This window comes from Pseudoalteromonas sp. ATL1 (genome assembly GCF_058933015.1).
Map to the genome: position 1 here is coordinate 1390743 of NZ_JBZYXL010000001.1, position 14387 is coordinate 1405129.

Below are 14387 nucleotides of genomic sequence, written 5' to 3' on the forward strand. Positions count from 1 at the left end.
AATCTTAAAACGTTGCTTGTAAAAGCCAGAAGCGCTTTCCAACAAAAGTGTAAAAGGAGCTTCTCAACTGTCGGATGGCGGCGCTGCGCGCCTTATGCCGACCTATATCATCTTAATCTTCAGGCCCTTGCAGGGTAAAGGTGAGGTGCTTACGCATGTCTTTTAAAATCACGCCTTTTTTAAGCATGGCGGCGCTTAAACGCTTTTGCCATTTGAGTAAATCAGGCTTGGCGCTTTCTAATACTTGTTCATTTTCAAATTGAAAACACAAAAGCAGTGAGCCGGGGAATAGGTGATATTCCACATCAAACCAACACTGTAGCATGCCCGGAATTTCAGCGCGTGCTTGTTCTTCAAGCATACCGGCAACATCGAGTACCAGAGTTTGTTGTTTTTGTTGAACTTTAGACAGCTTCTTCATGAGTGTTCCAAATTAAGGGCATAAGATTTTTATAAAAGGAGATTATAACCGAGCGTTTGAAGGTATGGATAGTGGTAGTGGACGCGTTAAAAGTGCAAATCTGAATTGTGGAATTGCAATCGTAAGGTTAATTCGAACTCACTGTCACCGTAATCGTATCGGAATAGGTGCCCGCATCATTCAAGCCATTTGTCTGTGGGGTAATTTTAAGAGATGTTGCCTTGGTATCACCTGTCACGCCTGTGCCTGCCGAAGTAGCTTTTAGGTGAGTATACGCACCTGTTTGTAGATCAATACCGGATGTATCGCCGATATTTAGGGTATATGCTAATTTGCTACCTTGTGCATTGTCCGACACTAAATAGCCACCATTAGCCGAAGTATATCTCGTGGTGGCATTTTCACCCGTGTTACACCAAACATTTAACGTGCCGATATCTTGAGTTTGCGCAGAAGCGCTGAGGTCTAATCCATTGATTGCGTTTGTACCGCTGTAGGTTTTACAGGTTGGCTCTACCGTTCCTTCAAAAGAAAACTTAGCTTCATTTGTAGTGGTATCTGTCACAGCGCAGATCGCTGGCAATGAAATGATTGCACAAACAGCAAGTAGTGGTTTTAGTAGAGTGTTCATGGCATCCCCCCTGCCATTTAAGTACAGCATCATTATTCTAATTTGCAAGATAGCGCTGCGCAATCAGCCAAAAGTTTTGGTTGTGAATCTAATTTGGGTAAATTTCATTTTTATATTTTATTCGTATTGTTTGCCTCTATTTGCCTTATTCGGGTAACAGGCAAGCCACGTAAAGGCTGATCATGATGTAAATATGGGACATGTGTGAGCACTTGAACTGTGGTTTTATCGAGAGTTGAATCAGACTGAGCTAGCCTGATTCTGTGGATAGCTTCATTTTAAAATTTATAGTTCAGAGACAAAAAAGCCCCTCTTTGCTCTCGAGCTGGCAGTGTGTTAAGAGGGTAAAACACAGGCGTATCGTTAGGCTGGTAAACCTGTTCATTAAGCAGGTTCTTGAGTTCAAATGAGACGCTAAGCGTATCGTTATTACTAAGCACAAACTTGCGCGTAACTTTGAGCGTTAGCCAATCGTAACCATTGGCTGGTGGATTGACCAGCTCTCGGTTTGGATCAAATACGATGTTGTCGTGATACTTGGAATAACTGAGCAAGTAAGCACCCACTTGCCAGCGAGTGTCATCATAAGCTAAGCCGAGCTTAACACTATTATTGGGTGATAAATTGGTATTGTGAGTACTCGCTTTATCTTCATTACGCTGGTGGCTTGCTGATAACTCCGTGTACCAATTGGTGGTGAGTTGGTGTTTATATTCTAATTCAACACCATAAGATGTAATTTCCCCACTGTTTTTATTTTCGAGTGCGAAATTTGGGTCATCTGAAGGTCTGAGTAAGATCAAATCATACTCTTTATTTCTATATACAGTTGCGGTGAAAAGCCGTTCAGAGGTTTGATAAAACAGCTGCGCTTCTGTTGTGTTAATGGTTTCCGAGTTTAAATCAGGAGTACCTTTTTGAATGCCCGGTGTTTCAATGGTGCGCTCACCAGAGGAGGGGTGACGAAACGCTTTGGCATGGCGTAACTTGACGCTCCAATCGTCATCTAGATGATAGGTTAATCCAAGTCTAGGGATGAAATCGGCTTGATTGTCTATATCATTGATAAGTTTCAAAGAAGTGACATACTGCCCGCCAAGTTCTACGCTAAATTGCGGTGTTACATCATATTTTATTTGCCCGTAAAGACTGGCATAGCGTTCTTTGGCATCTGGAATCGTGCTGGCATCGTAAACGCGGCGGTGTTCATAATTGCCACCGAGGAGTAATGTTGTGTTTTCGGTGAGGCTGCCCGTTAGGTTGAACTCAAGCAGCCGAATGTTCAGCGGCGAGCGAATTCGGATCACATTATCGGCAACACCGTTGCTGCTCCATTCCATGATTTTTTTGATATTGGTGTAATGGCTATTTAGTTGCCAATTATCATTAATTTGATATCGATAGCTTAAATTAGAAAAAGTGGATGGATGGCGTTTTGACCAAGGAATATATCGCGCCTCGGGTGCATCCCAAAAGTTGGCAAACTTATCTTGTACGTTTCTAAAATGAGAAAGTGACAGCTCTTGATAATCTAAATTCACGTGAATTGTTTTATCTTCTTGAAATGCTTTTTTACTGAATATGGCATGAGTGATTGGATCGGTGGTTTTTGCATCCCAGCCATCAATATCGCTATACAGTAGATGTATTGCGGCTTTAAATTCATTCTGTTGGTATAGGTAACTGCCATCAAGTTGCTGGGTGCCGTAACTACCCCATGTGATATTTTGCTCTGCTTCCCAGCCTTCTTTAGTTGGTTTACGGGTGATGATATTAAATACGCCTTGATAGGCGTTGGTACCATAAAGCACAGAGCCTGGTCCGCGAATATATTCGATACGCTCAATTGATGATAACGGTACGGACGTATAGAGGTTGTGCGCGCCAGAAAGGTTACCAAAGGGTCTACCATTGATCAGCCCCAAATGTTGCAACAAGCCTGTCCAAGGCTTGCTTCCTCTGGTAGTGATTGCGGTAAGTACACCATAATTGCTATTCACGGACACGATACGTTCAAGTACTTCAAACAGGCTTTGTGCGCCGAATTGTTCAATTTGCTGACGAGAAATGACGGATACACTGGCATTGGTATCACGTAATGATTCGGCTTGCTTTGAGGCGGTGGTGAGCGGCATGTTGAGCAAGTCTTCCAAAGACAGCTCAAAAAGCGCAGACGAGTCGTCGTCTGCCAAAGCTTGGCTACTAATTAGCACGGTGCCTATCAGTAAAGAAGGTAGAAGTCTTGATGGTTCGGGCATATAAATTATCTAGAAATAAGGTACTTAGAAAAGATAGCAGAGAATAAGCGTGATTCAATATGTGTAAAGGTATGCGGGGTTAGCCAAGTGTTGTTAATAGTATTGGTTATCTAGCTTAATTTATTTTATCCGATTGAATATCGGGCCTATTAACAAATTTATATGTACCTAAGTTAGATTTTTTTAGGTGTTTTTAAATTAACGATAAGGAAATAATATGAAATCAAAAAGAAGCCACTTTAAATCAATTGACGCTAAACAAGTGAAAAAGGTTATGGGTGCGACTGGTGGTGGTAATGGCACGCAACCATCTAGAACATATAGCTTAGGTAGCGGAAGTGTGTGTATTCCACCACAATAAATACTGCAAAGGGCTGTGAAAGCAGCCCTTAAAACTGATACCTCAGCCCCGCATAATAACGTCTGCCATTTAAATAGAGCCCAGTTGGCGCATATTCATTTCTGTCAAAGGTATAGACCTGTTCATTGGTCATATTAATTAGCTCAAACTGAGCATTGATTTGGTTAGTCAGTTTGAATGTAAAGCTGCCATCCAGTTGTCCATAATCGTCCATCATGGTTTCGCCCACACCGGTGGCAAATCGCGTGCGGTAGTTATAACTTAAACGCGTACTAATTAAATGATTTTCATAGTAAGCGGTTAGGTTGGTGCTGTGTTTTGACGTGCCGGGCACTTTGTTTTTTAAATGACTGGTGGCGTGATCACGCTCACCATCAACAAAGGTATAATTGGCGATAATACCAAATCCGTAAGCGAGGGCTTGTTGATAGCTAAGCTCGACACCTCTAATGCTACCACCCGCGCCATTATTGGGTCTGTCGATAGACATTAAAATACCTTCGTGATGCTCTAACTTGCGCTCAAACTCAATGAATGACTCAACATCTTTGTTAAAAACCGCAATAGAAGTAAGGCCCGTATCGGCAAAATACCATTCTAAACTGGCATCGAACTGAGCGGCACGATAGGGGTCAAGGTTGGCATTACCACCTTGCCCTTGTGCTTGTGTGACGTTGTAGTTGGTTGATGGCATTAAGTGGTGGAATTGTGCCCTAGACATAACTCGTGCCATAGCAAAACGGCCGACGAGTTCATCATTAATATCAATTTTAATGTTGGCACTGGGTAGAATATCTGTATAGCTTCTTGATTCTTGATGCCATTCGTAACTATCAGGCGCTTCAATGGGTGAGGCGACTCGTTTAAATGCGGCAGAATCTTGGTTGGTTCTAACTACACGTACACCGATATTCGCAGCAAATTGCGTTCCTGATAATTGCAATTGACCATAGCTTGCCCACGTTTGCTCGCTGATATTAAAGCGACTTGCTTTCTCAACTTGTTGTGTGAAATCTAATGTATCAAAATCACGAGCAAGGGCATTGATGTCGGCAAAGCTGTATTGCTTTAAGGTTTGTTCATTGCCGATGTCATCTAGATAATGCGCTACAAACGGAGCCCTGTAGTCTGCCAATGTTGAGCCTAATTGACCTGCAAGGCCTTCCAGTCCCTCATTCATTGAGCGGTGGCGAACAAAATCTCGTTGGTGATCTTTAAGTTTGATACCAAATTTAACGCTTTCAATCTTTTTATAGTTAAGATCGGCAGTAAAATCGGCTTGCGCAAAGTAGGCTTTGTCTTCTCCATTTTGGCTGTCATTTCTGGCTTGCGTCAGAAGCCAGCTACTTGCTTCTAAGGGGGAAGTTGCGTAATTGGCAATGATGTTACGTTTGTGGGAAGTATCGACGTTAAACTCAGTCATGGCAGAAAATTGTGAGGTGATATCTGATTTTGTGCCGCCTTCACCTTGGCTAACACCAGCTTGAAATTGACTCGACCAATATATGCCATCATACACCAAATCAAAGTGTACGCTGTTGGTACTGAGCTGGGAGTCACGCCAAATGGCTTCCATACTGGTATTAAAGGCGTTATCGACCCTTAAGTACTGAGCACTGACTAGGGTATTGTCTCGCACGCTTAAATTGTTTATGGCCCCACCTAAATCAATCGATTTCGTGCTTTGCCATAAAAAGTTTTGATTGGTGTTGTCTGCTTCAAGGCGAGAATAAAGTAGGTGAGTATTGAGTCGCCAGCGTGCTGTAAGTTGAAAAGCGCCATCCAGTGTGTAGGCCTGCAACTCTCTTTTTTGTTGGAATACCGCTGACCCCCCGCCACCTGGAAACCATAAGGTTTGATGTGGACTGTTATCTGCTTGTGGGGCGGCAAACCAGTCTCCATTATCGCTTTGATAGAGCGTTCTGTCATGCCAACCCCAAGATTCTAAACCATCTCTTCGAAGGCTACGCTCTCGGCGAGTTGCGGTAAATAGTAGTGCGTAATTGCCGTTGTTTCCGTGGTAGTTATAAATGGCGGAAAGCTGTGGATCGAGTTTGTCACTTAAATCGTTATACTGCAGCTCGCCAGTTACAACACCGTAGCCAGATGGCGTGAGTAGCGGATCGCGCGTTTTGATATTGATTGCACCACCTAAGGACCCTTCATCTTGTGATGCTTGTGGTGTTTTAAATACCTCTAAGCCGGAAACGATTTCGCTGGGTAATAAGGTAAAATTAAACCCTCTGCTGGGGAGACTTGAGATCCACCAATCGGCAGAAGCAAGATACTGGCCATTTAAATAGGTTCTGTTTTGCTCAGGCGTTGTTCCTCTTACCCCGATGCGCTCTCCTTCACCTTGTGCTCGGGATAGAGAAATCCCAGTAATACGCTGTAACGCTTCGGCAACATTTTTATCTGGAAACTTGCCTATATCTTCAGCACTGATAGTATCGGATACTTGTTGCGTGTGGCGTTTAATGCTGAGAGACTTGACAACGCTGTCACTAAAGGCACGAATTTCAATACGCTCAAGTGTATTTTCTGTACTTTGGTTTTGCTCAGTCGCAAAACAAGAGTTCGTCATAACAATTGCGCTACAAGAAATTGTTCTAAATAGAAATTTTGACATACTGTTCAACTTAAAATACACGCTAGTTACCTTTAGTTGATACTCATAATACGCTTTTATTACAAGCCTAACCACAGTTAGACACAGTTTTAATTATTGATGGTTGAGAATCTAAGTAATCGCTTTTTAATCAATGAAATAGTTGTCGACTTGGATAATTTATCATTGCAAGTTGATGGACAAGCCAGAAGCATCGAAGCGAAGCATGCCGCCTTGTTGCGCCTATTGATTTTCAATAAAGGGCGGGTGGTGACGCGAGAAGAAATACTCGACTCCATTTGGCCGGGTGTTGTGGTGAGCGATAATTCCGTGAGTCAACTAGTCACACAGCTTCGTCGCTTGTTAGACGATAGCTCCTCCACACCACAAATTATAAAAACGGTGCCTCGCTTGGGCTATCAGTGTATTGCTCTGGTTGAAAATGCGCCGACCTTGTTAGAGAAGGTTGAGCTACTGTCACGGGGTAGGGGCCTGCAGTTTGCTTTGTTGGGCTTTCTAAGTGGATTTGCGATAACGTTGATGTGTGTCATAGCCATAAATTACTGGCAAAGCCATTCAGAATTTAAATATTTAAGTGCAACACGGGTGACGTCTTCTCCAGGGGCTGAAGTATTTATTCGTTTTTCTCCCAATGGCAAGTATTTGGTTTACAGTTATCTGGCTGAAGGTGCGGACCAATTTGATTTAGCTGTGTATGACATCGAAACCAAAGTGACTCACACCGTCAAAAGTAGCGGTTACAGTGAAGAGTCAGCGAGCTGGTCGGCGGATGGTAAGTGGTTAATTTACTCTCGCTCTGATCCGGTATCTTGTGAGGTACGTGCTTTAAACACCAAAGGCCCAATTGAAACTTGGCGTTTAGCCAAAGATTGGGTGTTAGATAGTTGTAATAGTGCACAAGACTCTGCGCCATGGCTTGAATATCAAGCTGGCCGTTTTGTAACAAAAGCATGGGACAAGCACGGGTCTTATTTGCAGTCTGTGCAGTTATCCTTTGAACAGAGTATGCCGCGTATTATCGATAAGAAACCATTGCCGTTAAGAGGCATCACGCAGTATCACATCAACCACAATAACTTGCTTTACCAAACACAAGAACAAGGCGTATATCAAGTCAGCCTCAATAAGTTAGAGCAAGCTGATAAGGTTACGAAAAAAATTTCAAAACAAAGCCATGCGGCGATAAGTCAAGGTTACCTAAAAAATACCGCTATGGTTGCGGGGCAACACGTTGCATTGTTGCAAGGTGACAATGAACAAGTGTTTTATGAAGGTTATGGCTCAATCTCTGAATTAGACGTCAGTCCCCAAAAACGTATATCGGCACATACTGAGGGGGTGGCGGAAGTGAACTTTTTTGAGCTTGACCTTACTCAACCAGAACCAAACACGCAAAAGCAACTAACGTCGCCTGCAAGAATGGACGTAGTGGCGACACTGTCGCAGGATGGCCGTGACTTCGTATATGCTTCTGTGAACACCAATAATATGGCAACTCACCAATATGAACTATGGCATAAACCCGCTTTTCGTCCTACTTCTAGCTTACTTGGCGTGCTACCTAAAGGTGAAATTCCGACGCTTTTGATGATGTCGCCTAATCATGACTTTTTAGCCGTATTGTCAAATTCGAAAAAAGTATTTTTGGTTAGCGCATTTACAAAAGAAGTAAAAAAAGTGATTGATGGTTTTGAGCAAGTTGCCAACATTTATTGGGCGGAGGATGGCAAGGCGCTGTTTTACACAGCCAAGGTGATAAGTGATGATGATTGGCAAAATTGGCAATTTGATTTATCACAAGGGCGGAGTGAGCAAGTCGGGCTGAGTACGCACCAACTGGTGAAAGATTTGGTCATGCAAAACGCGAGTTTTATAGATTATCAATCTCAAATACAAGACATGCTGGTATCTGCACTGGCAAATCAATTTGATGTAGAGCAGCTACGCGTTTCTTTAGCCTTATATCAACCCGCAGTTTATCAACATGGGATCTATTTCGTTCTTAAAAATGGCCATCAACTTGTTCTTTATCGTTATATATATAGTGAACATCGGGCGCAAAGGGTGCAGCCTATCGGGCTAAACCTATACTCGGGAATGACACAGTTACAGGTCTTGGCGAGTTTAGATGGACAGAAGGTCATTTTTAATCGAGTTAACAACGTAGAAAGTGACATTGTGTTACTGGAATATGAGTAGTTTGACTAATCTGAATCGCTTTTTACAGTTTCATTTATTTTATTCAATGCATTTAAAAAAGTACTAATTTCTTGGGTGTCCCAGTTTCTTGCTTTAGCAGAGTTCAGAGCTTGGGTGGCCAGCGTTTTAGCTTGCTCGCTAGACGGTGCAAGTTTTGCGGATAGAAACAGTAAATGTGGGTGCTTTGCGTCCACTTGCAATCCTTTTTCAAGCCAGATAGTCGCCTGTGACGAACGTTTAGTATCTGAAAAGTGCGTATTCACCAGTGCGATAATTGAACGTAAATGACCCTCAGAAGCGGATTCTTCAAGAAGCTTAATGGCTTTAGTGCGTGATACTGTGTTGTTTTTTTCAAGCAACACAGTGGCAAGCCGGTATTTTGCCACATTGATTGTCTCAGAGGCGTGCTCTAGCCATAACGTTGCTAAAGTGTGCGCTTGCGTGTTGAGTAGCTGATTTGCGATACGATACTGAGCGAGCGGTGAGCCGTTTTTAGCTGCGGCTAGTAAAAGAACATTGGCAGGGTGCTCAGAGCGCCAGTGGTAGCGTAAGAGTTGATAAGCATTGTAATCTTTCATGCTGAGCCAATTGGCTATTTTATATTGCACCTGTGCAATACCTTGCTCTGCCGCGCTGATACTTTGTTTTAGTTCAGATTCATAACTCTTTTTTTGTATTGCGAGTGTTTCTTTGTATTGTTTACCTTTATAGGTGGTGAAGTGATAAATCAAAGTATGGTTTTGTTTTTGGCCGCTATAGCGCCATTTTTCCACAGCGTTCAGTAAGCTGGCGGTAAAAACGTGTTTTGGATAACTATCTATCACTTCAATATTGGTCGCTTTACCACTGCCATCCACGTCAAATTCTAGCCAGACCCATCCTTCAATGCCTTGACGTACAGCTTCTTGCGGGTAGTCAGGTTGCACATCGTGTATTTTTGTTAGAACAGAGGGACTCTGTTTATGAGCGAGCAGGCTCAGGGTGGGAGTCAAGGCATAGGTTGCTTGCAATTGCGCTTTTCGTGCTTTGAGGGCCGCTTTTAATTGTTTGGGCGAGCTTGATTGCTGAAATACAAGGTGTGCAGTTTGTGACGCTTCTTCGATACCGAATTCGCTCGCCAGCGATAACCAAACAAAGGCATCAGTGATGCTTTTTTCGATGCCTTGACCATACAGGTGCATAACGCCTAAGTTAAACATGGCATCCGCATTGCCGAACTGAGCAAGGCGGTTAAATTGTTGATAAGCAGTGGTGAAATCTTCATTTTGATAAGCAAGTGTCGCGCTATACAAGTCTGCACGAGCAAAGGGGCTTAAACTAACAAGTAAGAAACAAATAAGCCGTGTAATGAGGTTGTTTAGCATTTTGTAATGGCTCATCCTGTGGCTTGTATCGTTTTGAATATGATGGAGTTAGGGGGTTATATAACCATACTATCAGCAGAATTAAAACAATACATGTGCCATTAAACTGTGTCCTTACACTGGCGCGCATTTGTGTGTGTAGGCGAAATTAAGAAAGCTGATAGCAAGTGCTATCAGCTTTGACCACTCCGGGCAGGGAGTGTATTAAGTCGAACCTGTGTTAGCATGGATGCGACTTAAACCTGTATAATGACACGTTCACTTTTGTCAAAATCGATACAATTAAAGACTCTGTGCTTACGTGAAAGTTTCATTGTTAAAAGTCCTAAGTATTAGAAATTAAATCTGATACCTGCACTGTAACGTCTTCCATCAGCATAAACACTCGTCAGTGCTTGTTCGACGCCTTCTTTTTGATAGCTAAAAATATGCTCGTCGGTTAGGTTGATGGCTTCAATAACAAATGCGATGTTTTCATTGTAATTGTAGGTGAAGTTTGCATCCACTTGCCCATAATCATCGATGTAGCCAGGCCAATCTCGGCCAGTATCATACCCGGTTCTGAAGTTGTATGAGATGCGCGTGCTAATGAATTCGTTTTCATAGTAAGTGCTCACATTTACAGTGTGCTCTGAGTTACCAGGTATCGTAATATCATTGCCTTCGTTGTCTTTGGCTTCGCCATCGACATACGTGTAGTTGGCGGCCACGCCAAAGCCTTCATAAAGTTCCTGTTGATAACCAAACTCTAAACCTTGAATGCGACCCGCTTTACCATTTACAGGGCGGCTTATCAGGATCTCTTTACCTTCATGAACTTCAAGTGCCGGTTGGCTTTCTATAAATGATTGAATGTCTTTGTAGAAAAATACTGCTGAGAATAAGCCAGCATCACTGAAATACCATTCAATCCCAGCATCAAACTGCGTTGCTCGATGCGGGTCTATATTTGGGTTACCACCTGTGCCAGTTTGCGTTTCAAGGTTGTAAGATGTTGAGGCCGTCATATCGGCATAATCTGGACGAGATATGACTCGCGCAGCGGAAAAACGCATGAGTAAGTCGTCATCTAAATCAATCGCTAAGTTGATGCTTGGCAAAACATCAAAATAGTCTTTTTCTTGTGTTGTCCAGATTTCAGCACCAGATTCACCGGCATACGCAGAAGACGTTTGTTTGGTGTTAACTAGGCGAACGCCTAAATTACCGCGTAATCCGTCTGCATCAAGGTTTGCTTTGACATAAGCGGCGGTAATTTTCTCATTGATGTCGAAGGTACTGGCTTTGAGCACGCGATAATTCCAGCCTAAGGCATCACCTTGCTGGCGAACTTTATTCGCATCTGTGATTGCATAGCTGCGCGTTGTGCCATTTGAGCCTAGACCAGAGAGGTAATCTGATGGCATTGTTTGCGCGTAATCGGCTAAGTTCCAGTTTAAGTCAGTGCGATTGTCTGTTGTGTGTTTGGTATTAAAACGGCTGTGGTCGCGGTATTTTACGCCCATTTTAAGTTGACTAAAAATGGCGACATCAATAGGCCGTTTAAAATCGGCTTGAAAGTAGGTCTCATCGTCTTTTGCATCATTAGAGTCGTAGCGCAAAAAGCCTAGGTTCCACTTTTTACCATCGTTTGGATCGGCGTTGTAACTCGTGCGTATGTCTTCAACACTCGATGCATCAAAGCTGTGTATATAGTTTCCTACCCAGCCGACTGAGCGATCGGCCTGAGAGCCCCCGGTGCCTTCGGTGTAACCAACATGATATGACGATGACCATAGCTCGCCTTGATGATCGACTTTCAGATCATAGGATTTGGTTTTTATTTCTGAGTCGCGAATTTTGGTTTCATCGAGAATATTATTACCATCTGGAGATAAGCCCATTGTGCCACCAGTCACTAATTTGCCGACTGAGTTGTGGTCAATAATGGTGATATCGCGATATTTTGAGTTGTTATTTTCAGGAAGCCAAAGAAAGTTCTGGTTAGTATTGTTGGCTTCCAATGTTGAATCTAAGGCATTAAACGCGACATCTAAATTATCGTTAGGGCGGTATTGTAGCGCGAGGTTCACGCCTGTACGGACCCGCTCTTGGGTAAATATGGCGGAGCCACCACCGCCCGGGCTATAGACGTGCTTGTGTTCTGTGCCATCTTCTAAAGTAATATCACGGTATGTCCACGACCATGCCTCAATACCATCACGACGCAGATTTCGCTCTTGGCGTACAACAGAAATGAGTGCGCCAAAAGATTCATCGTCAGTTTTGAAATTGTACATGGCTGACAGTTGAGGATCGGTCTTGCCAGAAATTTCACTGTGCTGAGCTATGATGGAACCGGCGATTTTATTAGCATCTAAATCAAGTGGTTTACGTGTGCGAACGATAACGGTACCCCCGATAGAGCCTTCATCAATGTCGGCTTCGGGTGACTTGTAAACTTCAAGACCTGAAATGATCTCAGAAGGCAGCATGGTATAGTTAAAACCACGGTTGGCGGCTGAGTTGGTCCACCAATCGGCAGAGCCAACGGCTTGACCGTTGAGTAAGGTACGGTTTTGACTTTCCCCGGTCCCACGGATGCTGACTCTCTCACCTTCACCATACTGACGTGTGATTGAGACACCGGTGATACGTTGCAGCGACTCAGCAACGTTCTGATCTGGAAATTTACCAATGTCTTCAGCCGTCACAGCATCAACAATCGCGTCTGAATACCTTTTAGTATTGAGTGATTTGACGACGCTACCGCGAATACCTCTTACTTGAATGACTTCAACTTCGCTGTTGTTTGCATCGCTAGCTTGGCTATTATCCTCAGCGGCGAATGTATACATAGGTGTAATCAGGCTAGAACTTATTAGTGCTTGGCTGATTAACACAGCGAGCTTTTTCTTGTTATTGCGGTACATGATATCCCCTTGGGTGCTTAGAAACTTTTGTTGTGATTGACCACGTCAAAAATTAAACACTGAGGGAGGGGGTTAAATCTTGAATCGCTATGAATAGTTGTGATTTGTCTGTTTTTTATCTCTTTTGTAATTTATCTATATGAAAAATAAAGATATAAAAATATCGAAAAACACAGATAAGTGGAATAAGTTAAGTTTACTTATGTCAGTGTGCTTTTAGTTTTTTAATGGATTCACAACTAATAATGTTCAAACGTGGTTGCTTGTTAACCACGCGGAAGCATATCCGATAGTAAGAGTGCAATTCCCAAAAATGACATAAAGCCGGCAATGTCTGTAATGGTGGTTAATACAATGGAAGACGATTGCGCGGGGTCTAGGCCAAACTTTTTTAATGCAATGGGTACAATGGCACCTGCAGTACAGGCTATGCCAAGCGAAGAGATCATAGCTAATGCAATAACGAGTGATAAACCGATGGAACCACTCCAAAAATACACGGCAATGGAGCAGGTGATTGCGATGGCAATGCCGTTTAATATACCGGCAAAAAACTCTTTGATGATCACTTGGTTTAAATGACGAGTGGTGATCTCTCTTAATGTGAGACCTCGCATCGTGACAGCTAATGCTTGAGCGCCCGCGTTACCTGATTGGCCAGCGGCAACAGGAAGTAAAATTGCCAACGCGGTGATCTCGGAGATAAGCCCTTCGAAGGCCCCAACGACAGCCGCCGCCGCGAATGCTGTTAACAGGTTGATTTGCAACCAAGGTAGGCGTTTTTTTACCGCGAACAAACTGCTGGAAAGCGCACGTTCTTCTTTACTAACCCCCACCATAGTTTGCATGTCCGTTGCTAAGTCTTCCTTTGTCGACTGGTAAATGTCAAAAAATCGAATTGAGCCAATGAGTTGGCCGTGAGCATCGACGACAGGCATTGCACTGCAGCGATGACCTTCAAAACGTTCTATGACCATTTCATCACTATCTAGTGCGTTAAAGACCGATTTGACAGGTTTGCACAGGGTCGCAAGTTTGGCATCCAAACGACTGATCACTAACTCCGACAAAGGTATTTCACCCAACAAAGTTTGTTGTTCATTGATGATATAAATTACCTCTTCTGCTTTGTGATCGCGTTGCCGTAGTTTTTGTAAGGCCACTCTTACATCGGTATCATCATAAAAACATATGATGTTTGTGGTCATCATGCGAGCAGCAGTACGCTCAGGGTAGGTGAGAAGCTCGCGATATTCTCTCGCTTCATTTTGATGTAGGTGCTCAAAAACGCTCATGTAGTGCTGAGCTTTTTCCTCAGATAAGCGACTTAGCAGCGCAACGGCAATATGGCTATCTACACCCAGTAAAACAGCTATGGCCATGTCATCGGATAAACATGCAAAAATCTTTTCTGCGATACCCGCGGGAATATAGCGCCATAGGTTGATAACGGCTGAACTCGGCTGACTATTTAGCAATGCGGCGGCTTCTTTACTTGGTAAGTTTTCGATAAAGCGCACGCTTTTGTAGGGAAAGTTAGCGATATAATCTTTGCTGAGAAATGCTAACGTCTTGTCGATGCTGGCTGTATGAGTTGGCATGATAGCTCCTT

The 14387-nt window shown here is 43.2% G+C and carries 9 protein-coding genes; 2 read left to right on the top strand and 7 right to left on the bottom strand.

Features of this window, described 5'->3' with window-relative positions:
- Positions 1 to 112: 112 nt before the first annotated feature.
- The 3 genes from AC5FX4_RS06190 to AC5FX4_RS06200 form a co-directional block, all read right to left on the bottom strand.
- Entirely contained in the window at positions 113 to 421 is a 309-nt protein-coding gene (locus AC5FX4_RS06190) for a hypothetical protein (protein ID WP_493605591.1), read from the bottom strand.
- Between the two features lie 127 nt (positions 422 to 548).
- A complete protein-coding gene (locus AC5FX4_RS06195; protein WP_493605592.1) occupies positions 549 to 1052 on the bottom strand; it encodes a hypothetical protein in 504 nt (167 codons plus the stop codon).
- A gap of 278 nt (positions 1053 to 1330) precedes the next feature.
- Positions 1331 to 3310: a TonB-dependent receptor plug domain-containing protein gene (locus AC5FX4_RS06200; RefSeq protein ID WP_493605593.1), complete on the bottom strand. Its 1980-nt coding sequence runs from the start codon at positions 3308 to 3310 to the stop codon at positions 1331 to 1333.
- 217 nt (positions 3311 to 3527) lie between these two features.
- Between AC5FX4_RS06200 and AC5FX4_RS06205 the strand changes: the two genes are divergently transcribed.
- A complete protein-coding gene (locus AC5FX4_RS06205) occupies positions 3528 to 3671 on the top strand; it encodes a hypothetical protein (protein ID WP_493605594.1) in 144 nt (47 codons plus the stop codon).
- A gap of 28 nt (positions 3672 to 3699) precedes the next feature.
- Here AC5FX4_RS06205 and AC5FX4_RS06210 read toward each other — a convergent pair whose 3' ends face one another.
- Positions 3700 to 6255, bottom strand: coding sequence for a TonB-dependent receptor (locus AC5FX4_RS06210; protein ID WP_493605595.1), 2556 nt, complete (start codon positions 6253 to 6255; stop codon positions 3700 to 3702).
- Positions 6256 to 6399: 144 nt separating this feature from the next.
- On the opposite strand from AC5FX4_RS06210, the gene AC5FX4_RS06215 reads away from it, so the two are divergent.
- Positions 6400 to 8499, top strand: a complete 2100-nt coding sequence (locus tag AC5FX4_RS06215; RefSeq protein WP_493605596.1) for a winged helix-turn-helix domain-containing protein — start codon at positions 6400 to 6402, stop codon at positions 8497 to 8499.
- 5 nt (positions 8500 to 8504) lie between these two features.
- On the opposite strand, the gene AC5FX4_RS06220 is transcribed toward AC5FX4_RS06215, so the two are convergent.
- The 3 genes from AC5FX4_RS06220 to AC5FX4_RS06230 form a co-directional block, all read right to left on the bottom strand.
- The gene (locus AC5FX4_RS06220; RefSeq protein WP_493605597.1) at positions 8505 to 9863 is read right to left on the bottom strand and encodes a TonB family protein; all 1359 of its coding nucleotides are present in this window, start codon (positions 9861 to 9863) and stop codon (positions 8505 to 8507) included.
- A gap of 332 nt (positions 9864 to 10195) precedes the next feature.
- Positions 10196 to 12775 (bottom strand): TonB-dependent receptor, encoded by a 2580-nt coding sequence (locus tag AC5FX4_RS06225; RefSeq protein WP_493605598.1) that lies wholly within the window; start codon positions 12773 to 12775, stop codon positions 10196 to 10198.
- A gap of 266 nt (positions 12776 to 13041) precedes the next feature.
- Complete coding sequence (locus AC5FX4_RS06230) at positions 13042 to 14376, bottom strand: magnesium transporter (RefSeq protein ID WP_493605599.1); 1335 nt, start codon at positions 14374 to 14376, stop codon at positions 13042 to 13044.
- Between the last annotated feature and the right edge of the window lie 11 nt (positions 14377 to 14387).